Raw genomic sequence first — 22,814 nt, 5'->3', positions numbered from 1 at the left:
AATTAGGTGTTAATTAACGGGTTTCATTATTAAAAATATCGTTTACAGCGGCTTCGTAATTTCTAATACTTTTTGCTTTTTTTATTTTCTTTAAAGTTTTACGTGGATCTGAAAATGATTTAGAAAAATACTCCCAAAGGTGGTACATTTTTAGTAGAATATGTGTAGCTCCCGAAAGCGATTGGCTGTATTGTTGGTACAAAGTATTATGAAATTCTCTAAATAACTTAATGCTGTTTTCGGGATATTCTAAGGTGTTATTTTTTATCATACTTGGTAAAAAAGGGTCAGCAATTAATCCGCGACCTATCATCCAATGGTTTATTGATGGAAACAATTCTTGCATTTCTCTAAATTTTGCAACAGAAGTAATATCTCCGTTGTAATACAGTGTATGTTTTGCTGTATCAATACATTTTTGAAATCCTTCTAAATCCACACCGCCTTTATATAGTTGTTTGCCAATACGTGCATGAATTGCAATGTTTTTAAGTGGAAATACGTCTAATATAGGAAGTGTTTTTAAAATTTCTTCGCTGTTTTCGTAACCCAAACGCATTTTCATAGAAACTAAAATATCAGAGTCTGAATGTACTTTTTTCAGAATTTCATTAATTTTTTGAGCATTATTTATAAGTCCAGAACCCATGCCGCATTTTGTAACCATTGGGTAGGGGCAGCCTAAATTCCAATTTAATTCTTTGTAGCCAAGTTGTTGCACATAGTCCGCAACAAATAAAAATTCATCGGCATCATTTGTAATAATTTGAGGAATTAATTCTTGAACTTTATTGTTTTCGGGCAATAAATCTCTTTGATATGAATTTTTAATAACGCGTTTTCCATTCAATCGAATGTATGGAGCATAAAAAGTATCTATGCCTCCAAATTGATTGTTTTGTGCATTTCTAAATCTAAAATCTGTAAATCCCTGTAGGGGAGATGCTAGTAATTTGTAATTCATTTTATATCAATTCTCCCATTATTTGGAAAAGGGTTTTTAAAATTTTCCAAGTACTGTGGTTTTAGGGCGAAATTAATTAAAAAAATGAAGAGCTTGTAAAAAAATATAGAAACTAATTTTATTCCCAAAAAGTAAGTGTCATACCCGTTTTTAAGCGATTAAATTTAAATTCTTGTTCAAAAGCTTCCAACGCGGGTTCGGCAGTACAGTGCGAAGGATAGATTTCTGAAATGTCACATTTTTTTAAAAACGCAATGGTTTTTTGTGTTTGAGCATTGTTTTCTTTTAAGTGAAAGCCACCAATTACGGCTTTAATTTTAGAGCGTTTAAACTTTTTTTGAGCATAATCTACTATGTTGCATATTCCAGAGTGAGAGCAACCTGTAACTATTATAATTTCGTCTTTGTTTAATAGTGCCAATGCAGAATCATCTGGTACAAAGTCTTTTGTTTTTTTGCTATCTATAAATGAAGTCGTTCTTGCTTCAAATTTATTTACTCTTGGAATTTCCCCTAAAAAAACCATATTATCATTTATAATATAGGGTTTGCTAGTTTTAATTATTTTAAATTTTTCTTTTAATTGATCTTCGGTTAAGGTTAAGCCAATTGAAGATTTATCCTTTTTTCTATATCTTTTTATAAATGAAGTAGGATGTGTTATTAAAGTCTTGTTGTTTAGGTATTCTAGGCCACCACCGTGATCCCAATGTCCGTGGCTTAAAACAACAGTTTCAATTTCATTTTCAACATCAATATTTAAAAGTTTAGCGTTTTTTAAAAAAACATCTGTTGCTCCAGTATCAAACAATATTTTGTTATTGTTGTGTTCCACTAAATACGATAGTCCGTGTTCAGCTTCAAACTTATTTCCTGCGCAATTTTCGGTTAATATTGTTAATTTCATTTTTAAATAATTATTGGATTTTAATTTTAATCTCTAAAATCCATAGTGTTTGTTGTTATATTTACTTGTTGTTGCATCTATAGATGTCCCATTTTTAAAACTTTAGTCTCAAAGTATTTGATATTATGAGCGTTGGGTGTAATTTTTAAAGGGATTCTATTTTTAATTTGAATGCCATTTTCTTCAAGTTTTATTACTTTATCTGGATTGTTGGTTAATAAATTAATTTCACCAATGTTTAATGCTTCTAATATTAAAGCTGCAATATCATAGTTTCTTTCATCGGGTTTGTAGCCGAGGTGTACATTTGCTTCTACCGTATCCATACCAGCTTCTTGTAATTTGTAGGCTTTAATTTTATTTAAAAGTCCAATTCCTCTTCCTTCTTGCATTAAATAAATAAGAACTCCTTTGCCGTTTTTTTCTATAAGTTGAAGCGATTTTGCAAGCTGCTCTCCACAATCGCATCGAAGTGAGCCAAACAAATCTCCTGTGGCACAAGCTGAGTGTACACGTGTTAACCAATCGCCTTTAATTTTTGAATTTCCTTTTAGCAGTGCAATATGTTCAAGTTTAGCTTCCTTTTCCTTAAAAACAATCAATTCAAAATTACCATATTTGGTAGGTAGTTTTACTTTTTCACCTTGTATTAATGTTAATTTAGTGCTACTCATTTTTATATTAATTTGTTTTATTTTGTTTGTTTTTTAGACGGTCTAGAATATCTTTAATTGTGCAATTTTCTTCGCTAATCATAATTAGTTGAATGTTGTTTGCATCTAGTATTTTTTTAGAATGATTTCCATATTCACCGGAAATAATTTTAGTTGCTTTTAATTTTAAAGCATTTTTTGCGGCACTAATGCCTGCATCTTTTTCGGAGTTTAAAATGTGATTTTTATAAAATGTAACGTGCTCTAAATTGCCGTTCTCAATCACACAAAAATAGGGTGCTCTTCCAAATCGTAAATCGAATTGAGAATTTATATTGTTTCCTGTAGCGCTTATAATTGTTTTCATAGTTTTTTATTTAATACTGCTGCAGCTTCAAAATTATTAGATGCACACATTGGACAATTATAGTTTTCGATAGTTTTTGGAATGGTAAATTTAGCATTGCAGTTGTGACATATATACCAACTTTTATCTAGAGCAGCATTTCCAAAAACGGTTTTAATTTCACGTGTTTCAACCAGTGCTTTTGCTATTTTTCTTCTTCCTGTTTCGTAAATTCGGGCAAATGTAGCTCTCGATATTCCCATTAATTTACTAGCTTCTAAATGTGTCATAAATTTATAATCTGCTAGTTTTATAGCTTCATATTCTTCATAAAGTAATTCAATTGAATCAATCGATTTTTTTGTAGTTCCATAAGGTTTATATCCTTTAAAATTTGGAGGCGTTACAATTTTTCTGAGTTTTCTTTTAGGAGGCATACAGTATGTAAATTCTATTCTAATTTTTGTTCAAAGATAATGAGAATATTCTCATAATAAAAATTGAAATGATCAATAATTAAAATCTTTAACGTTTCTAACACTACTAAAACGGTTGTTTATTTTAGATTTTATATAAAAAGTTTAGCAGATTTTAAAACCTTAATTTAGTATTGGATATCGTAGTATTCAATTAAACAATTCTATATTTTTTTACATAAAATTAAGGTGTTTTTCAATTGGATTGTTTTAAAAAAAATATTTAGAGAAAACTTCAATATGAACTGATTGTTGTCAAAAAATAACAAAAGCACATTTAATTTTAAACTATTTTTAAAATTAGAGCATTAAAGGCTATTGAATGTGTTAAATTATCAAAATTTGAAAGGGAGTAAGAATTGGTTTAAAATATAATTTATAGATGTTTAAAATTTGGATTTATACAATTATGAAATGTATAATTAAAACGAGTTAAATTAATACTTCTAAAAATAAACTCTTTGGGTATCGTATATATAAAATAATAAAATTGACATCATAATAGATTTTTTTAAATTTGCAACCATTCGTACATAATAGGGTGCTTAGTCCTATTTGTATCAAACAAAAACAAAAAAAAATTTAAATGAGTACTACATTATTTGACAAAGTTTGGGATTCGCATGTTGTTCGTAAAATTAAAGATGGACCAGATGTGTTTTTTATAGATAGACATTTAATTCACGAAGTTACAAGTCCTGTAGCTTTTTTAGGATTAAAAGAAAGAAATAATACAGTATTATTTTCAGAGCGTACCTTTGCTACTGCAGATCATAATACACCAACAATAAACCAACATTTACCAGTTGAAGATCCTTTATCGGCAAATCAATTAAAAGCTTTAGAAGAAAATTCTGCTGAATATGGTATTTCTCATTGGGGCTTAGGTCACCAACAAAACGGGATAGTACATGTTGTTGGTCCGGAATACGGAATTACATTACCAGGAGCAACTATTGTTTGTGGTGATTCACATACATCTACACACGGTGCTTTTGGGGCAATTGCTTTTGGTATTGGAACTTCAGAAGTTGAAATGGTATTGAGTTCGCAATGTATTATGCAACCAAAACCTAAAAAAATGCGTATTACTATTAACGGTGAACTTGGTTTAGGAGTTACTCCAAAAGATGTTGCGTTATTTATTATTTCTAAATTAACTACTTCTGGTGCAACAGGTTATTTTGTTGAATATGCCGGTGATGTGTTTAAGCAAATGTCTATGGAAGGACGTATGACTGTTTGTAATTTAAGTATAGAAATGGGTGCTCGTGGAGGTATGATTGCTCCAGACGAAAAAACGTTTGAATATGTAAAAGGACGTCAGTTTGCTCCAAAAGGAGAAGCTTGGGATACTGCAATGGAATATTGGGAAACACTTTATACAGATGCAGATGCAGTTTTTGATAAAGAGTTTACATTTGATGCCGCAGAAATTGAACCGATGATTACTTACGGTACAAATCCAGGAATGGGAACAGGAATTTCAAATAATATCCCTACTGCAGATCAGGTTGAAGGTGGTGCGGCTACTTATAAAAAATCCTTAGATTATATGGGATTTGCGGAAGGTGAGTCTATGATAGGAAAACCAGTAGATTATGTGTTTATTGGAAGTTGTACAAATGGTAGAATTGAAGACTTTAGAGCATTTGCATCTATAGTTAAAGGAAGAAAAAAAGCAGATAATATAACAGCTTGGTTAGTGCCAGGTTCGCATATTGTTGAAGCAAAAATAAAAGAAGAAGGTTTATTGGATATTTTCAATCAAGCCGGATTTGTATTGCGAGAGCCTGGATGTTCAGCTTGTTTAGCAATGAATGATGATAAAATTCCTGCAGGTAAAGTTGCAGTAAGTACATCAAATAGAAACTTTGAAGGACGTCAAGGTCCAGGATCAAAAACATTGTTAGCAAGTCCGTTAGTTGCTGCTGCTACAGCTGTAACCGGAGTTGTAACTGATCCAAGAACATTACTTTAATTAACATATTGATAATTAAAAATTAAAAATTATGTGTTGGCTTTACTTGTAACTAACAATTAAAACCAATAATTAAAAACTAAACAAAATGGCTTACGATAAATTCGAAATATTAAAAAGTACAGCGGTTCCATTACCAATTGAAAACGTAGATACAGATCAAATTATTCCTGCTCGTTTTTTAAAAGCGACAAAACGTGAAGGATTTGGGGATAACCTTTTTAGAGATTGGAGATACAATGCAGATAATACTCCAAAAGAATCATTTGTATTTAACAATCCAATTTATAAAGGAAAAATATTAGTTGGAGGTAAAAACTTTGGTTCTGGATCTTCAAGAGAACACGCTGCTTGGGCAGTGTACGACTATGGATTCCGTTGTGTGGTTTCTAGTTTTTTTGCAGATATTTTTAGAGGGAATTGTTTAAATATTGGAGTATTACCTGTGCAGGTTAGTGCTGAATTTTTAGACAAAATTTTTAAAGCAATAGAAGCTGATCCAAATACCGAAATTGAAATAGATTTACCAAAACAAACAATTACGCTATTAGTTTCTGGAGAACAAGAGTCTTTTGAAATTAATGAGTACAAAAAAGAGAATATGCTAAATGGTTTTGATGATATCGACTATTTATCAAAAATGAAATCTGAAATTAAAGCGTTTGCTGAAAAACGACCTTTTTAAAATAAAAATGAAATTGAAATAGCTAAATTGTCACATTGAGCGCAGTCGAAATGTTTAATAATTTAGAAGTAAAGATTTCTCGACTGCGCTCGAAATGACATTAAATGGTGTTTTAAAAATGAAAAAAAGAAAAATTGAAATAATGGACACCACACTCCGTGATGGTGAACAAACCTCTGGAGTCTCTTTTCCAACAGCGGAAAAATTAACTATTGCAAAATTGTTGTTAGAAGAATTGGGTGTTGATAGAATTGAAGTTGCTTCTGCAAGAGTTTCAAAAGGAGAATTGCAAGCAGTAAAAGCAATTACCGATTGGGCAGGTAATAATGGATATATAGATCGTGTAGAAATGTTAACATTTGTTGACGGTGGAAAATCTATAGATTGGATGCATGATGCAGGTGCTAAGGTTCAAAATTTATTGACTAAAGGTTCTTTAAATCATTTAAAACATCAACTAAAAAAAACTCCAGAACAACATTTTTCTGAAATAAAAGAAGTTGTAGAATTAGCTCAAAATTCAGGTATTAAAACCAATGTTTATCTAGAAGATTGGAGTAATGGAATGCATAATTCTCCAGAATATGTTTTTCAGTTTTTAGACTTTTTGGTAACACTTCCTATCGAAAGAATTTTATTGCCAGATACTTTAGGAGTATTAACTCATAATCAAACATTCGATTATTTTTCACAAATAACTAAAAAATACCCAACAGTTCATTTTGATTTTCATGCACATAACGATTACGATTTAAGCGTTGCAAATGTTATGGAGGCTATTAAAGCTGGTGCAAAAGGTTTGCATTTAACTGTAAACGGAATGGGTGAACGTGCCGGAAATGCACCAATGGCAAGTGTGGTTGCGGTAATTAATGATTTCTTTAAAGACGAAGTTGAAATTCAAGTAAAAGAAACGTCGTTGTTTTCGGTTAGTAAAATAATTGAATCCTTTTCAGGAATTAGAATTCCTTCAAATAAACCAGTTGTAGGTGATAATGTATTTACACAAACAGCCGGAATTCACGCAGATGGTGACAATAAAAATAACCTGTATTTTAACGATTTAATGCCCGAGCGTTTTGGTAGAAAACGTAAATATGCTTTAGGAAAAACTTCAGGTAAAGCAAATATTGAAAAGAATTTACAAGAATTAGGCTTACAATTAAATGATGAAGATTTAAAAAAGGTTACGCAACGAATTATTGAGCTAGGTGATAAAAAAGAACTGGTTACTAAAGAAGATTTACCTTTTATTATTTCTGATGTTTTAAATAGTAATTTATACCAAGAAAGAATAAGTGTAGAATCCTATGTTTTAACACATTCTAAAGGTTTAAAACCTTCATCAACAATATTGGTTAAAATTGATAATGAATTGTTTGAAGAGCACGCTACCGGTGATGGTCAGTTTGATGCTTTTATGAATGCGCTTAAAAAAATATACAAAAAAGAAAATATTAGTTTACCTAAATTAATAGATTATGCAGTTAGAATTCCTCCAGGAAGTACTGCAGATGCATTATGTGAAACTATTATTACTTGGGAAACAGAAAGTAAAAAATTTATAACAAGAGGTTTAGATTCAGATCAAACTGTTTCTGCAATTAAAGCCACTCAAAAAATGTTGAATATTAAGTAGATTTAAGTTGATGGTTCAGTAGCATCAAAATACGGGATATTAAAGAATAAAATAAGAAATAAAATTAAAGAAAAATGAAATTAAATATAGCACTTTTAGCAGGAGACGGTATTGGACCAGAAGTAATAGATCAAGCTGTAAAAGTTTGTGATGTTGTTGCAGAAAAATTTAACCACGAAATTAATTGGAAACCTGCATTAACAGGTGCAGCTGCTATTGATGCCGTTGGAGAACCTTACCCAGATGAAACACATGAAATTTGTAAAAATTCAGATGCTGTATTGTTTGGAGCAATTGGTCACCCACGTTTTGATAATGATCCATCAGCAAAAGTTCGTCCAGAGCAAGGTTTATTAAAAATGCGTAAAGCTTTAGGTTTATTTGCCAATGTACGTCCTACATTCACATTTCCTTCATTATTAGAAAAATCACCTTTAAAAAAAGAACGTATTGAAGGTACTGACTTAGTTTTTTTAAGAGAATTAACAGGAGGTATTTACTTTGGTGAAAAAGGAAGAAGAGATGAAGGAGAAACGGCTTATGATAATTGTGTTTATACCAGAGAAGAAGTACAACGTTTGGCTAAAAAAGGATTTGAATTAGCAATGACACGTTCTAAAAAATTATGTTGTGTAGATAAAGCCAACGTTTTAGAAACATCTCGTTTGTGGAGAGAAACAGTACAAGCAATGGAGAAAGATTACCCAGAAGTAGAGGTTTCTTATGAGTTTGTAGATGCTGTTGCAATGCGTTTAGTTCAATGGCCTAATAGTTATGATGTATTAATTACTGAAAATTTATTTGGAGATATTTTAACTGATGAAGCTTCTGTAATTTCTGGATCTATGGGATTAATGCCTTCAGCATCTTTAGGTTCTGATATTGGCTTATTTGAACCAATTCACGGTTCATATCCACAGGCAACAGGATTAAATATTGCTAATCCAATGGCTACAGTTTTATCTGCTGCTATGATGTTTGAAAACTTTGGTTTACATGATGAAGGAAAAGCAATTAGAGAAGTTGTAAATAAAGCATTAAATGAAGGTGTTGTAACCGAAGATTTAGCCGATGGTGGAAAAGCTTTTGGAACAAGTGAAGTAGGAGATTGGTTAGCAGCTAACGTATAAGTAAAATATTTTAAATTTATAAAAACTGTCTGAAAATTACATTTTTCAGGCAGTTTTTTTTATATAATTAGTTTTTTGTAACAAATTACAAGTAAAACATACTTATATTGTAATTTTAATTGCAAAAGCTACAATATATATGAAGTTAACTATCCAAAACCTATCTAAAACCTATAAAAATGGTGTAAAAGCTATTGATAATTTAAGTCTCGAAATTGGAACTGGAATGTTTGGACTTTTAGGTCCAAATGGAGCAGGAAAATCATCTTTAATGCGAACCATTGCAACGTTGCAAAGTCCAGATTCTGGAACCATTACTTTTGGAGATATTAATGTTTTAGAAGATCCAATGGCTTTAAGAAAAGTATTAGGATATTTGCCGCAATCTTTTGGTGTATATCCAAAAATGTCTGCAGAAGAATTATTGGATTATTTTGCAACTTTAAAAGGAGTAGCTTCAAAAACAGATAGAAGTAAATTGGTAAAAGAAGTATTAGAAATTACTAATTTATATGAAGTTCGAAAAAAAAATGTAGCAGGTTATTCAGGTGGTATGAAACAACGTTTTGGAATTGCTCAACTATTGCTTAATAACCCAAAATTGATAATAGTAGATGAGCCTACTGCTGGTTTAGATCCTGCTGAACGTCATCGGTTTTTAAATGTTTTAAGAGAAGTAGGTACAAATTGTACCGTTATATTTTCAACGCATATAGTAGAAGATGTAAAAGAATTATGTAACGAAATGGTAATTGTTAATGGCGGTAGAGTTTTAAAACATACTACACCAATAACTTGTACTCAAGAAGTTGAAGGGCAGATTTGGACTAAAATAATTGAGCGTGATGATTTAGAAGCCATGGAAGCAAATTACAATGTATTGTCTTCAAATTATAATCAAGATAATACCTTAAATATTAGAGTGTTTGCAACTGAAAAACCTGCAGAAGATTTTATGGCAGCGCAACCACAATTAGACGATGTGTATTTTATTGCTTTAAAGGAAGATGAAGCAAATTTAGTTTCAGAATAAACTCCTTTTTTAACAATTAAAACGTACTCATATGTTTACTACAATATTTAAACACGAATTAAAATATTGGTTTAAAAAACCTTCATTTTATATATATTTGGCTATCTTTTTTGTGATAGCTCTATTTGCTGCTGCTAGTGCAGCAGGTATTTTTGATTCACTTACGGTAAGTACAGGTTCTTCAAAAATTGTAAATTCTCCAATGAATTTAAATGGAATGTTTAATGGGCTAACCATTTTAATTTATTTTCTATTTCCATCTATAATTGGGGTCTCTATTTTTAGAGATTTTAAGAGCGAAATGCATACAATTTTATATTCATATCCGTTTACAAAAGCGAATTACTTATTTGGAAAATTTTTAAGTTCATTTTTAATAGTTACTATAATTGTATTAGTTATTGGTTTGGGAATTTTTATTGGTTTTAGAGTTCCAGGAACAAACCCAGAAATTGTAGGTAACTTTAGGTTTATAGCATACCTGCATTCTTATTTAATTTATATAATACCAAATGTATTTTTATTTGGAGCTATTGTATTTGCAACCGTAACTTTTACCCGTAATATTTCTGCTGGCTTTATTGTAGTTGTAATGTTAATGTTAATACAAGGAGTTTCGGAAAGTTTATTGCGTGATATTGATAATCGATTTCTTTCTGCATTGTTAGATCCGTTTGGGGCTCAGGCTGCAAATTATTATACGCGTTATTGGACCGTTGCTGAACAAAATGAATTATTAATACCTTTTAAAGGTGTTGTTATTTATAATCGTTTGCTATGGATGGCTATTGCAACTGTAGTTTTTGGATTGGTGTTTAAATATTTTTCATTCAGTCAAAATGCAGTAACATTTAGTTTTAGAAAACAAAAAGCAGCGCGTGTTACTAAAAGTAATTTTGGAGGAATCACAAGAATTGAATTGCCAAAAGTTTCGTATAATTTCTCGTTTTTACAAAATTTAAAAACATCTTGGAGACTTTCTAATTTAGATTTTAAATTCATTATAAGAAGTTGGCCTTTTTTAAGTATTTTATTGGTTGGCCTTATTTTTATTTTAATAATGTCTATTTCCTTGGGTGAAATATCAGGTACAAAAACCTACCCAACAACTTGGCAAATGTTATTATATCCTGGAAATACTTTTTCTTTGTTTATAAATATTCTTACGTTTTTGTATGCTGGAATGCTTGTGCAAAGAGGTAAAATGACAAGATCTAATCATTTAATAGATGTAACTCCAATTCCAAATTGGACCTTGTTATTATCTAAGTTTGTGGCTTTGTTAAAAATGCAATTAGTACTGCTATTTGTAATTATGCTTGGAGGTATTATTTTTCAAATGTATAGAGGTTATTATAATTTTGAAATAGACCAATATTTGTATGAATTATTAGTTATAAAATTTATTCATTTTGCTATTTGGGCTTTTTTAGCAATCTGTATTCAAACATTGGTAGGTAATGCGTATTTAGGTTTGTTTATATTGTTGGTGATTTCTATTGGATTGCCTTTTTTAAGTTTTGCAGGGATTGAACAATCTATTTTTAAATACAATCAAGGACCAGGTTATTCGTATTCAGATATGAATGGTTACGGAGCATTTTTTAGCAGCTATATTACTTATAAAATTTACTGGTTTTTTACCGGAATTATATTGTTTATTGTTTCTGCCTTATTTTGGGTTAGAGGCTTGCCACATTCATTTAAAGAACGGTTGTATATAGCTAAAAAACGTTTTAAAGGTGTTTATTTAGTTGGTTTTGTAGTGTTTTTTGTGGCTTTTTTAAGCTTAGGTTTTAGAATCTATTACGAAAACAATATTTTAAACGAAAGAACTTCCGCTAAAGAACGCGAATTATTACAAGTTGATTGGGAGAAAAAATATAAAAAATTTCAAAATAAAATACAGCCAAGAATTGTTGCTGTAAATGTAAATTTCGATATCTATCCAAAAGAATTAGACTTTAGGGCTGAGGGAATTTATACTATGGTGAATAAGTCTTCAGAAAAAATTGATAGTATTTTATTAAATCACAATAACTACCCAAGTACCTTTACTTTTAATAAAGAGAATACGTTGGTTTTGGAAGATACTATTCAGAATTTTAATATTTATAAATTAGAAAATACGTTGTTTCCAGGTGATAGTTTACAGTTAACTTTTCAGGTGAAAAACAAACCGAATACATTTCTTAGAATTCATTCAGATGTAAAAGAAAATGGAACATTTATAAATAATAAAGTGTTGTTTCCTTCTCTGGGTTATGTAAGTGATGGAGAACTTAGAGATGATAAAGTTCGTGAAAAGTATGGCCTGCCAAAGAATGAGTTAAGACCTTTTCCTACCGATTCAACGGCCTTAGGAAATACCTATATTTCAAATGATTCTGATTGGATAGATTTTGAAGCAACTGTTAGTACTTCTAAAGATCAAATTGCAATTGCTCCAGGCTATTTACAAAAAGAATGGGTTAAAGATGGAAGACGTTATTTCCATTATAAAATGGATAGTAAAATATTGAACTTTTATGCCTTTAACTCTGCTAGATATGAAGTAAAAAAAGATACTTGGAACGATGTTAATTTAGAAATTTACTACCACAAAGGACACGAATATAATTTAGATAGAATGTTAGATGGAATGAAAGCTTCTTTAGAGTACAATTCTAAATATTTTAGTCCGTACCAACACAAACAAGCCCGTATTGTTGAGTTTCCTAGAACCGATGGAAGTTTTGCACAATCATTTCCAAATACCATTCCTTTTTCTGAAGGTGTTGGTTTTATTGCAGATGTAGACGACTCGGCAAAAGGTGGGGTAGACTATGGTTTTGCCATTACGGTGCACGAATTAGCGCATCAATGGTGGGCGCATCAAGTAATTGGTGCCGATGTAAAAGGAGCCACAATGTTATCTGAAAGTATGGCAGATTATGTAAAGTTAAAAGTGTTAGAACATCAACACGGTAAAAAGAAAATGCGTAAGTATTTAAAAGAATCTTTAGATGAATATTTACAAGGTAGAACTCTAGAACAAAAAAGAGAAAGTCCGTTAATGTACAACGATGGTCAAATGTATATTCATTACAAAAAAGGTTCTTTAGTTTTTTATGCTTTAAGTGATTTTATAGGTGAGGAAAATTTAAATGCAGCCATAAAAAAATATGTAGAAAAAGTGAAGTTTCAAGAACCACCTTATACCACTTCAACAGAAATGGTTGAGTATATAAAAGAAGCAACACCAGATTCTTTACAGTATGTAATTAAAGATATGTTTGAAACAATTACATTGTACAAAAACAGAATTGTTGATGTAAAATCAACCGAATTAGAGCAGGGGAAATATCAAGTAGATATTGAGTTTAATGTAAGTAAATATAGACTTAGCGATAAAGGAAAACGTATTTATGGTGAAAAAGTAGGAGATACACTTTCTTATAAAACGGATAAAATGCGAAAACCAGAACTATCACTTCCGTTAAAAGATTATGTGGAAATTGGTGTTTTTTATGATGAGGAAATAGATGGAGAAAAAGAAGAAGTAGAGCTTTATTTAAAAAAGCATAAAATAACTTCAATAAATAATAAAGTAAGTATTATTGTAAATAAAAAACCTACCGAAGTTGGTGTAGATCCGTACAATAAACTAATAGACAATAATTCTGAAGATAATAGGAGAGAGCTTTAATAAATTTCTAGTTAATAATTGATAAAAGTTAGTTTAAAATGTAAGTTTAGGCAGCTTAAACTTATTTGTTCTAGCTAGGTTTATTCTATAATTTATAATATGGAATTCTGAATTTAAAAATTAAAGAATTCCATATTATAAAACAATATATATGTTATAAGCAATTAAAACTATTGAATTTTCTACTTTAGAAAAAAACACCTTTAATCTAGAAAAAAAACTATTGTATTTTTGGTAAAGTTTGTAAGTTTGATTTTTTAGAATATGCAAAATTTATTAAAAAAAACACTGCCTAAAGTATTTTTTTTCTTTTTTCTGATACATGCTTTTGGTCAGAATCCAGTAAGTTATAATTTGTTGGATAAATCTGATTTACCAGATACAGTATTTTATGATCTTATTGAAGATGATAACAATAATATATTGTTATCTGCAGCTAAAGGCCTGTTTAGATATAATGGAAATACTTATCAAAAAATAATTAATCAAGAGCAATATGGAAGCTCTGTATTTGGATTAAAAAAAGATAGCAAAGGGAAAATATGGTGTAATAATATTTACGGACAAATTTTTTATATTGAAAAAGACAGCTTAAGATTATTTTTAGATGTTAATACATTGGTTAAAGGGCAATTGTCTCCTTTTGTTATAAGAGAAAATAGTGTTAGGGTATTTACTTCTCAAGGAATTTTTGATATAGCAAAATCTAATAAAAAAATCACTAAAATTTTTGATGGATTAGTGGTAAGTGTTGCTAATTATAAAGAGGCTTCTTACGCATTTATTATTAATGAAGGAATTAATAATAAAAAAGATGGAGGAGTCTATAAAATTACAGGTAATTCAATAGAAAAAATATTAAATATTGATAAGTATAAAAATGTGCAATCGCCCTATGTGTTTGCTTTTAAAGACAATGTATTTGTTAGCTTTAAGAATAATGAGAGTAATTTAATTTATTATATTAATAGTAAGAATAATAAATTAAAAATTCTTAAAACTCCCGATGAAATAAAGCATGTGAAAATCTATAATGTTTTAGAATTTAATGCTAATTACTGGTTTTTAACAACATCTGGTGTCTTTATTTATGCGTTTGAAAATGACACTTTACAGTTAGTAGATAAAATGTTTAAAAACGAATCTATTACAGATGTTGAAGTAGATTTTAATAATAATTATTGGTTTACAACGCTAGATAATGGAATATTTGTAGTGCCTAATTTAAATTTTAAACGTGTAGATATAACCATAACAAACGATAAGGCAATTTCGGCTTGTAGTTTAGAAAATAATCGATTTGTTGTGGGTACAAATAAAGGTAAGTTATTATTTTACGAAGAATCAAAACTACTTAAAACAATACAATTACCAGGTCAAAAAATTATTGGAAATTTATTTTATGATATTGCTAAAAAGCAACTTATAGTAAGTATTAATGCTTCTGATTCTTTTGTTATTGATTTAAAAACGGATAAGGTAATTGATTCAAAAAATAAATTTTCAGTTGCTAAAACTATATCAAAATTAGATAATGATAATTTATTTTATGGTAATTATAAAGAAGGAATTGTTTATTATAAACCATATAAAAAAGATTCATCACAAACAATTCGGTCTAGTCGTGTAATTAGTTCTGTAGTCGCTAATAAGCATTTATTTGTTTCGTATATAGATGGGGTGTTTAAATACAATATCTCAAATTTTTCAGCAGAAGAACTTAAGTTTAATAATAAAAAATTCTTAGTAGGGAGTTTAACTAAAACTAAAAATGTTGTTTGGCTTGCAACACAGCATAATAATTTACTAAAGTATGAAAATGACACGTTAGTTCCAGTTGAAAATTTAATTCCAAAAGATCATCATATTAATGTTATTAAAGCAGATTCGGATGAGCTTTGGATTGCTACCGATAATAATTTGTTTAACTATCAAACAAAAACAAATATACTTAAGCGTTTAGGGGCTCAAGAAGGAATAGATATAGCAATAAATAAGTTTATTTTTTTACAAGATAAATTAGTAATACTTCTGCCAAATACGTTGTATATTCTACCTAAAGGCAACAAGTTATTTAAAAATTATAAGACTTCTAAAGTTGAAATAAAAAAGATCTTTATTAATTATAAGGATACGCTAATTTCATCGTATTATAAGTTGCCTTATAATTATAATAATATTAGGTTAGATTTTAATTCAAGTGGTTATTTATCAACTAATTATGTTAGGTATAAGTACCGTGTAAAAGAAATAGATACGCTTTGGAAAGAAATACCTTTAAAAACTCAATTTATAAATTTTAATAGCCTTCCTAGTGGTACATATACAGTTGAGTTGCAAGCTAAAAATGTGAGCTCAAATAAAGCTGTTTTTATAGATCCAATTACGTTTATAATTCAAAAGCCTTTTTGGCAGACCTTTTGGTTTTATCTATTAGTTTTAATAATTATAATAGCGCTTATTTGGAGCTATTTTAAATGGAGGTTACAGCAAAAAGAATTACAACGTGTTGTAGAAATTGATAAAATTTTAATGGATAAAAAAATCACAAATCTTAGATTAGAGAATTTGCGTTCACAAATGAATCCTCATTTTATTTTTAATGCTTTAAATTCTATACAAGATTATATTGTATCCAATAAAAAAGAATTAGCGAGTTCGTATTTAGTAAAGTTTAGCCGTTTAATTAGAATGTATCTTGTGTACAGTCAGCAAAATGAAATAACATTGCAGGAAGAGTTAAATGCATTAAAATTGTATTTAGAATTAGAAAAAGTTCGTTTTGAAGAAGAGTTAGATTATACTATTTTTATAGATAAAAAATTAAATACAAATCAAATAAAAGTTCCATCTTTATTTATACAGCCTTATGTAGAAAATGCTTTAAAACATGGTTTACTACATAAATCTAAGGATAGAAAATTAAAAGTTGAAGCTAAAATTATTACAAGAAATACATTACAAATTACTATTGAAGATAATGGAATTGGCAGGGTGCAATCTGAAAAAAATAAGCGATTAAATCAGCATCATAAACCTTTTGCAACTCAAGCAAACAAAGAACGTGTTTACTTATATAAAAATAAATTAAAGCGTAATATTGTAATTGATATTATAGATTTATACAGCAATAACAAAGCAACAGGAACCAAGGTAGTTATAATAATGACAATTTAAATAATATGAAAGTTTTAATAATTGACGATGAAAAACGTTCTAGGCATTTATTGTCTAATTTAATTGTGGAGCATTGTAGTGATATATTAGAAATACAAGAAGCTCAAGATTTAGCTTCGGGAGTTGCTTTAATAAAAGTTACTAATCCAGATATTGTTTTTTTAGATATTGAAATGCCCAATCAAAGTGGGTTAGAAATTTTAGAATATTTCCCTGATAATATCGATTTTAAAATAATATTTGTTACAGCATACAATCAATATGCTATTGAAGCTTTCAAAATGTCCGCTATAGATTATTTGCTAAAACCTTTAGATGTTTTGGAGCTTAAAGAGGCTATTTCTAAAGCACAGGAAGCAATAACAGCAAGTAATTTAAATGGTCAGTTAAATCAATTGCGTAAATCTTTAAAACAACTTTCTGTAGATAAAATAGCACTTGAAATTCCTAAAGGCATATTGTTTACATCGCATAAAGATATTTTATATTTTGAAGCAGATGGAATGTATACTAATGTACAATTAACAACAGGTAAGCAAAAAACTATTTGTAAACCTTTAAAACATTTTGTACAACAATTAGCAAATAATTCAATGTTTTTTAAATGTCACCGATCGTATTTAATTAATTTAAAATATGTTGATGAATTGGTGAAAGGCGATGGAGATTATTTATTAATGAGCAATCAAAAACGTATTCCTGTTTCAAAATCTAAACGCGATCACTTTTTAGAAGTTATTAAAGAAATATTTTTATAGTGTTTTAGAAAAAAAATAGTTTCTTTCAGAAAAAACCATATAGATTCCAGATTAATTTTATTTTTTTTTGAAGTAAATTTAAATATCTACTAATGAAAAAAATTATTTTATTATGTGTACTTGTGTTTAGCTATAATTCAACACAAGCACAATTGGGGAAAATGCTAAAGAAAAAAGCTAAAGCAGCCTTGGAAAAAAAGGTGACTAAAAGCGATAATACAACCTCTTCAAGTAGTGATACTTCTTCAACAGAAACAACTTATACAGATGAAGAATTTAAAGCAGAATTAGCTAAAAAGTATCCAAACGATCAAGAAAAGCAAGATTTATATTTTAAAAAATATAAAGAGTACCAACAACAACAAATAGCCGAAGAAGAAGCGCTGAAAAATAAGGCTAATAGTAAAGGGATTGTAGTTGCTGAAATTCCATCTCCTGTAGAAAGTAGCGAAGATAAAAAGTTTAAAAACAATCAAATTTATTTATTGAACAATACTAAATTTATAAAAAAACCGGCTTATGATGGTGGCTTTACAGATTCAAAAGGATTGTCTGGTTATTATCATTTGTCTCAATATTTTGTAAAAGGTCCAACAAATCATTTCGACAATGATCCTGGTTCTATTTATGAAGGTTTTTCAATTGAATATAATCCTACAACTTATGAATTAAATGCATTTTTTACTCCAGAAAAAAAGCGTTATGGTGTTGTTTTAGAACAGTATAAGAAATCTGCGGATAAAGGAAATATCCATTTTCAATTTGGAATGGGAGATGGACCTGAATGGACAAATGTAAAAGTACTTTTACTTGAGCCAGGAGTTTTATTAATAGGAGCAGAGGTGTATCATAAAAATAATAATGAAGGGCATAAATGGATGAATAATGCGGAACCAAAACAATTTATAATTGCCGCAAAAGATCCTGAAAATATCAAGAAATATTATAAAAACCCAGAGCTAACTTCAAAAGTTACTTTTCAAAAATTTGATGAATTACGTAAAGATTGGAAAGGAGAAACATTAAGCAATGTAGTAATGCCTAGTAAAGGTAGTTTTGATAGTGATTCGGTTATAAAAAGTGCAGCTGTAAGCGGGTTAAATGCTTATTATGCAAAAACAAGTATGAAAAATTTAACACAGTATATGACTTCTAATAGCTGGTCTACTGTAAAACATAAAGTAACAGGCGTACCATTGTACCAATGGGCTGTAGGTGCTGTTGTTCAGAAAAATTCAGATGGACAATGCATGTTGCAAGAATTTATAGTTAGAAGAGATTATACAGGAGGTGGTAGTTATGGAGCACCTTATTTTAACGGTATAAATAGAGGTAGTGTACGTGCGCCTTATGGTGGCTATTGTAAATGTGAAATTTAATCTTTGGTACATGAAAAAAATATTTTTTATAGCTATTATACTTGTATTGGGTTATTCTCAGCCTACCCAGGCTTAATTTTTAAAAAAAATTACAAGAGAAATTAGATAAACCAATAATTTCAAAAAAGAAGAAAAAAATAAATGATGAAGAATTAGAGCGACGTAAAAATATAAAACTGCCTGCTTCAGGAAGTTTAAATGATGATATAGCTTTAAATACCATTGCTGTAAATGGACTGAATACTCATTATAGTAAATTAAGTATGACCAATACTCATCAATATATAACTTCAAATAATTGGTCTACGGTAAAGCATAAAGAGACAGGTGTCCCTCTATATCAATGGGCTGTTGGAGCAGTAGTTCAAAAAAACTCTGATGGTCAATGTATGTTATATCAGTTTATTTTGAGAAGAGATTATACAGGTGGAGGTACTTATGGAACCCCATTTTTTAATGGAATTAATAGGGGTAGTATAAAAGCTCCTTATGGAAATTATATTGCTTGTATTGAAGAAGAATAGGAATAAATTAATGTACTTCTAATTAATTTCAAATATTTAAAAGAGTCTATTGATAAAATAGACTCTTTGTATTTTTAAAACCTAAAAAAATATACTAATAAGTCTAAACTATAAATAGGTGTAATTGTTCTTTATAAAATTAATTTTTATGAATTTATAATAAAGTGCTTATTAAATTAAAATAGACTGCTATTTTTTTAAATAGAATCTTGAAATAACTATAATTATTATATATTTGGTTGTTTGTATTCTACAATGAAAAATTACAGTGTTTTTATACTTATTTATGTTTTAATTGCTTCAGTTAAACTCGAAGCACAAGAAACGCTTCCAATATATTCAGATTACTTATCTGACAATGTTTTTTTGGTGCATCCTTCTGCCGCAGGATTTAGAGATTGTGGCAATCTAAGAGTAACTGCTAGAAACCAATGGAGTGGAATAAAAGATGCGCCTTCACTACAAACCTTAAGTGTACATTCTAAATTTGGAACAAATGCAGGTTTAGGATTGGTTATTTTTAATGATAAAAATGGCTATCACAGTCAACAAGGTATACAAGCAACTTATGCCTATCATCTAGATTTAGGAAGGTTAGAAGATTATAAAAAATTATCTTTTGGATTGTCTTTTATGATGGTAAATAATAAACTTGACGAATCTTCATTTAATATTCCAGATCCAGTAATTTCGCAAATTGTTCAAAGTGAAGGATATTTTAATGCAGATTTTAGTATGGCTTACCATAACATAGATTTTTTCGGCTATTTTACAATTAAAAATTTAATGTTGAATGCTAGAAATTTATACAATAGTGATTACGAATCGTTAAACCTTAGAAGGTATTTGCTCTCTTTTGGTTATTATTTCGATTATTATAAAAATAGAAGAACTATTGAATTTGAACCTTCTGTAATGATTCAATATATTGAAAGAACAAATGAAAAATTTATAGATCTTAATATGAAGGTCTATAGGCAATTGCCTACAGCAAAATTGTGGGCGGCTTTTTCTTATAGAAGAGGTTTTGATGTAGTTGATGCTAATCAAATAAATTATTTAACTCCAATTGTGGGGGTAAATTTTGAAAAATATATGCTTTCTTATACGTATACAAAACAAACTGGTGAAATATTATTTGATGATGCAAGCTATCATCAAATAACATTAGGGTTTAATTTTGGTTGTACTGGTTCTCGAAGATTTTGGAACGAAAGGGGAGGCAAAACAAATAGAATGTTTTAAGTAGAAAATATATTTAATATGATTATTAGAGAATTAAATGGAGTAAAACCAACTTTTGGTGATGATTGCTTTTTAGCTGAAAACTGTGTAATTATTGGTCAAGTTACTATGGGTAATCAATGTAGTATATGGTATAACGCTGTTATTCGTGGCGATGTACACTATATTAAAATGGGAGATAAAGTTAATGTACAAGATGGTGCAGTAATTCATGCAACCTATCAAAAATATCCAACAAATATTGGAAATAATGTTTCTATCGGTCATAATGCTATGGTACACGGTTGTACAATTCACGACAATGTTTTAATTGGTATGGGATCTATTGTTATGGACGATTGTGTTGTGGAAAGTAACTCTATAATTGCAGCTGGTGCTGTTGTAACTAAAGGAACTCATGTTGAATCAGGTACTATTTATGCTGGTATTCCTGCTAAAAAAGTTAAAGACATTAGTCAAGAGTTAATTTCTGGTGAAATTGATAGAATTGCAAATAATTACGTAAAATATTCGGGCTGGTATAAAGAGTAGCTTGATAGTTGCTACACCTTTAGCTTTATATAATTTGTAAATGTATTAGAAATCTAAAGGTGTAGTTTAATTTTGTAGTTAAAATATTTAAAAAGCACTTGTTTTAATCTTAAACTAAGGTTGTAATTGGTTTATAATATGAATGTAGTTTTCTACACTAATATTTTTTGCTCTAAATGTTTTTGTACTATCCAATAAATATATAACAGGCGTTTGTACAACATTGTACAATGTTTGAAAATCTACTTCTTCTTTAGAATAATCTCCATATACAACTTTTGTAGGGGATACGTGAATCCAATCGTTTAAATGTTCTTTTTCAATAAAATCTACCCATTCTTTTTTTAAATCCGGATTTAAATTTACTGCATATATTTTAGTGCCTTTGTTTTTTAAATCTTTAAGATACCATTGGTTTATTTTTGGAAGCTCTTTAACACAATGGCCGCAAGATGGATCCCAAAATATAACTACTATATAGGGCGCGTTAACATCGTGCAAATTTAATGTTTGTCCATCAATAGATGTCATAAAAAGATTCTTGGCTTTGTTACCAATTAAATTATCCTTTAAATGTGCGTTTGTGGTATTTAAAAATATTTTTTGCTGTTCTGTTAGCCAGCTATAGGTTTTATCTTTAAAATAGTTATTGTAAATATTGACAAAAACACGATCGTTCCCCATCACTTTTGGATTTGCATATGTATTTGCAAAAAATATGCTGAGGTACGAAAACATGCTGTTATTTTTATCTCCAGTATTGTTTAAAATTGTAAAAATTTCTTTTGTAATAGCGTCAGCAGTTCTAGGGACTAAAACATTAAAATAGGTCGTAATTTTAGTTTCTAAAAATGGATTTCTTAATAAACGTTCATCGTTAAAATTTATTCCTTCAAAAAAATGATCTTTTAAATAAGTTATCGAATCTTGTTTTGTAGCCAGTGTTACTTCATTAAAATAATGTTCTATAGGTTTTGAAAGATTGAAAAGTAACGATAAAACATTATCAGGGTCTTTTTGTATGATATTGCTTTTGTATGCTATTATAGATTTATTAAGTGTAGATATTTTACCTTTAATATCTGCACTGTCTTTATTAGTTGTAGCAGCTGCTAATTGTTTTGTTAGTTCTTGTATTTGTAAATTGTTTTGCTTTAATAAAGTGTTAAATTCAAAAAAAAGCGTGTTTGTTTCTGAATTTTCAATGGTAGTTTTGTCTGGATGTTCTAAATTTAATGAAATTGAAAACTGTTGTTGTTTATCTATAATAAACTCAGTTACAATTTGTTTGTCGGCATTAACTAACATATAAATACCTTCTGTGTATTTTTTATTTTTTTTAAAATTAATTTCACCTTTTAAATTTGCCTTTGTAGAATCTAATAATACGGTATATTTTCCGTAATAACCAGCCAAATAATACATATTGGTTTTAAAAGAAGGGGCTTTAAATGTAATGGAAACTGCTTGTTTTTGTTGACCTATTGAAGCTATTTGAAAACAAAAAAACATTAAAAATATGTTAAAATTAAATTTGTTAAGCACGGGTGTTTGTTTTTAAAAAAAATGATATTATATCGTAAAAAAATAATCATTATTGTACGGATATAAAAATTTGTGTAAAAACTTTAACTTATTTTTAATATATTTGTTTAATTGATGCATCCCCTATCTTATTTATTTAAGATTGGTTTTAAA

General features: G+C 29.0%; 18 protein-coding genes. 12 read left to right on the top strand and 6 right to left on the bottom strand.

Annotated features, from left to right (window positions below; all coding sequences use genetic code 11):
* Positions 1-13: 13 nt before the first annotated feature.
* The 5 genes from MHL31_RS08520 to MHL31_RS08500 form a co-directional block, all read right to left on the bottom strand.
* A complete protein-coding gene (locus tag MHL31_RS08520; RefSeq protein ID WP_240225509.1) occupies positions 14-964 on the bottom strand; it encodes a tRNA-dihydrouridine synthase in 951 nt (316 codons plus the stop codon).
* 118 nt (positions 965-1,082) lie between these two features.
* Positions 1,083-1,871: an MBL fold metallo-hydrolase gene (locus MHL31_RS08515; protein WP_240225508.1), complete on the bottom strand. Its 789-nt coding sequence runs from the start codon at positions 1,869-1,871 to the stop codon at positions 1,083-1,085.
* Between the two features lie 77 nt (positions 1,872-1,948).
* Complete coding sequence (ribA, locus tag MHL31_RS08510; RefSeq protein WP_240225507.1) at positions 1,949-2,545, bottom strand: GTP cyclohydrolase II; 597 nt, start codon at positions 2,543-2,545, stop codon at positions 1,949-1,951.
* A gap of 7 nt (positions 2,546-2,552) precedes the next feature.
* On the bottom strand, positions 2,553-2,891 hold the full coding sequence (locus MHL31_RS08505; RefSeq protein ID WP_240225506.1) for a NifB/NifX family molybdenum-iron cluster-binding protein: 339 nt from the start codon (positions 2,889-2,891) through the stop codon (positions 2,553-2,555).
* Positions 2,888-3,307 carry a DUF134 domain-containing protein gene (locus MHL31_RS08500; RefSeq protein WP_240225505.1) on the bottom strand — a complete coding sequence of 140 codons (420 nt, stop codon included), beginning with the start codon at positions 3,305-3,307 and terminating at the stop codon, positions 2,888-2,890. The genes MHL31_RS08505 and MHL31_RS08500 overlap by 4 nt, the downstream gene beginning before the upstream one ends.
* A 625-nt stretch (positions 3,308-3,932) precedes the next feature.
* On the opposite strand from MHL31_RS08500, the gene leuC reads away from it, so the two are divergent.
* The 12 genes from leuC to MHL31_RS08440 all read left to right on the top strand — a co-directional run bounded on the left by leuC (position 3,933) and on the right by MHL31_RS08440 (position 21,116).
* Positions 3,933-5,327, top strand: a complete 1,395-nt coding sequence (gene leuC, locus MHL31_RS08495) for a 3-isopropylmalate dehydratase large subunit (protein WP_240225504.1) — start codon at positions 3,933-3,935, stop codon at positions 5,325-5,327.
* An 88-nt stretch (positions 5,328-5,415) separates the two neighbouring features.
* Positions 5,416-6,012, top strand: a complete 597-nt coding sequence (gene leuD, locus MHL31_RS08490; RefSeq protein WP_240225503.1) for a 3-isopropylmalate dehydratase small subunit — start codon at positions 5,416-5,418, stop codon at positions 6,010-6,012.
* A 118-nt stretch (positions 6,013-6,130) separates the two neighbouring features.
* Positions 6,131-7,651 (top strand): alpha-isopropylmalate synthase regulatory domain-containing protein, encoded by a 1,521-nt coding sequence (locus MHL31_RS08485; RefSeq protein WP_240225502.1) that lies wholly within the window; start codon positions 6,131-6,133, stop codon positions 7,649-7,651.
* Positions 7,652-7,725: 74 nt separating this feature from the next.
* Positions 7,726-8,781 carry a 3-isopropylmalate dehydrogenase gene (gene leuB / locus MHL31_RS08480; RefSeq protein ID WP_240225501.1) on the top strand — a complete coding sequence of 352 codons (1,056 nt, stop codon included), beginning with the start codon at positions 7,726-7,728 and terminating at the stop codon, positions 8,779-8,781.
* Between the two features lie 139 nt (positions 8,782-8,920).
* Positions 8,921-9,814 (top strand): ABC transporter ATP-binding protein, encoded by an 894-nt coding sequence (locus MHL31_RS08475; RefSeq protein ID WP_240225500.1) that lies wholly within the window; start codon positions 8,921-8,923, stop codon positions 9,812-9,814.
* Between the two features lie 31 nt (positions 9,815-9,845).
* Positions 9,846-13,502 (top strand): M1 family aminopeptidase, encoded by a 3,657-nt coding sequence (locus MHL31_RS08470; protein WP_240225499.1) that lies wholly within the window; start codon positions 9,846-9,848, stop codon positions 13,500-13,502.
* A 264-nt stretch (positions 13,503-13,766) separates the two neighbouring features.
* Complete coding sequence (locus MHL31_RS08465) at positions 13,767-16,679, top strand: histidine kinase (protein WP_240225498.1); 2,913 nt, start codon at positions 13,767-13,769, stop codon at positions 16,677-16,679.
* A gap of 5 nt (positions 16,680-16,684) precedes the next feature.
* Positions 16,685-17,437 (top strand): LytTR family DNA-binding domain-containing protein, encoded by a 753-nt coding sequence (locus tag MHL31_RS08460; RefSeq protein WP_240225497.1) that lies wholly within the window; start codon positions 16,685-16,687, stop codon positions 17,435-17,437.
* Between the two features lie 92 nt (positions 17,438-17,529).
* Entirely contained in the window at positions 17,530-18,816 is a 1,287-nt protein-coding gene (locus tag MHL31_RS08455; protein ID WP_240225496.1) for a hypothetical protein, read from the top strand.
* Positions 18,817-19,079: 263 nt separating this feature from the next.
* Positions 19,080-19,340, top strand: a complete 261-nt coding sequence (locus tag MHL31_RS08450) for a hypothetical protein (protein ID WP_240225495.1) — start codon at positions 19,080-19,082, stop codon at positions 19,338-19,340.
* A gap of 255 nt (positions 19,341-19,595) precedes the next feature.
* Positions 19,596-20,585 carry a type IX secretion system membrane protein PorP/SprF gene (locus tag MHL31_RS08445; protein WP_240225494.1) on the top strand — a complete coding sequence of 330 codons (990 nt, stop codon included), beginning with the start codon at positions 19,596-19,598 and terminating at the stop codon, positions 20,583-20,585.
* An 18-nt stretch (positions 20,586-20,603) separates the two neighbouring features.
* Positions 20,604-21,116 (top strand): gamma carbonic anhydrase family protein, encoded by a 513-nt coding sequence (locus MHL31_RS08440; RefSeq protein WP_240225493.1) that lies wholly within the window; start codon positions 20,604-20,606, stop codon positions 21,114-21,116.
* Between the two features lie 114 nt (positions 21,117-21,230).
* Here MHL31_RS08440 and MHL31_RS08435 read toward each other — a convergent pair whose 3' ends face one another.
* Positions 21,231-22,628, bottom strand: a complete 1,398-nt coding sequence (locus MHL31_RS08435; RefSeq protein ID WP_240225492.1) for a redoxin domain-containing protein — start codon at positions 22,626-22,628, stop codon at positions 21,231-21,233.
* Positions 22,629-22,814 lie beyond the last annotated feature (186 nt).

This window comes from Lutibacter sp. A80, assembly GCF_022429645.1.
In the GTDB taxonomy this organism is placed as follows: domain Bacteria; phylum Bacteroidota; class Bacteroidia; order Flavobacteriales; family Flavobacteriaceae; genus Lutibacter.
Note: the sequence above shows the minus strand (reverse complement) of the source record. Positions and strands in the feature narration are given on the sequence as shown.

Coding starts and splice junctions, on each gene's coding strand:
- MHL31_RS08445 (WP_240225494.1), top strand. CDS start 19,596: ATGAAAAATTACAGTGTTTTTATACTTATTTATGTTTTAATTGCTTCA.
- MHL31_RS08455 (WP_240225496.1), top strand. CDS start 17,530: ATGAAAAAAATTATTTTATTATGTGTACTTGTGTTTAGCTATAATTCA.
- MHL31_RS08465 (WP_240225498.1), top strand. CDS start 13,767: ATGCAAAATTTATTAAAAAAAACACTGCCTAAAGTATTTTTTTTCTTT.
- MHL31_RS08505 (WP_240225506.1), bottom strand. CDS start 2,891: ATGAAAACAATTATAAGCGCTACAGGAAACAATATAAATTCTCAATTC.
- MHL31_RS08470 (WP_240225499.1), top strand. CDS start 9,846: ATGTTTACTACAATATTTAAACACGAATTAAAATATTGGTTTAAAAAA.
- leuC (WP_240225504.1), top strand. CDS start 3,933: ATGAGTACTACATTATTTGACAAAGTTTGGGATTCGCATGTTGTTCGT.
- MHL31_RS08450 (WP_240225495.1), top strand. CDS start 19,080: ATGACCAATACTCATCAATATATAACTTCAAATAATTGGTCTACGGTA.
- MHL31_RS08475 (WP_240225500.1), top strand. CDS start 8,921: ATGAAGTTAACTATCCAAAACCTATCTAAAACCTATAAAAATGGTGTA.
- MHL31_RS08485 (WP_240225502.1), top strand. CDS start 6,131: ATGAAAAAAAGAAAAATTGAAATAATGGACACCACACTCCGTGATGGT.
- MHL31_RS08520 (WP_240225509.1), bottom strand. CDS start 964: ATGAATTACAAATTACTAGCATCTCCCCTACAGGGATTTACAGATTTT.
- MHL31_RS08460 (WP_240225497.1), top strand. CDS start 16,685: ATGAAAGTTTTAATAATTGACGATGAAAAACGTTCTAGGCATTTATTG.
- MHL31_RS08435 (WP_240225492.1), bottom strand. CDS start 22,628: ATGTTTTTTTGTTTTCAAATAGCTTCAATAGGTCAACAAAAACAAGCA.
- MHL31_RS08515 (WP_240225508.1), bottom strand. CDS start 1,871: ATGAAATTAACAATATTAACCGAAAATTGCGCAGGAAATAAGTTTGAA.
- MHL31_RS08500 (WP_240225505.1), bottom strand. CDS start 3,307: ATGCCTCCTAAAAGAAAACTCAGAAAAATTGTAACGCCTCCAAATTTT.
- ribA (WP_240225507.1), bottom strand. CDS start 2,545: ATGAGTAGCACTAAATTAACATTAATACAAGGTGAAAAAGTAAAACTA.
- MHL31_RS08440 (WP_240225493.1), top strand. CDS start 20,604: ATGATTATTAGAGAATTAAATGGAGTAAAACCAACTTTTGGTGATGAT.
- leuD (WP_240225503.1), top strand. CDS start 5,416: ATGGCTTACGATAAATTCGAAATATTAAAAAGTACAGCGGTTCCATTA.
- leuB (WP_240225501.1), top strand. CDS start 7,726: ATGAAATTAAATATAGCACTTTTAGCAGGAGACGGTATTGGACCAGAA.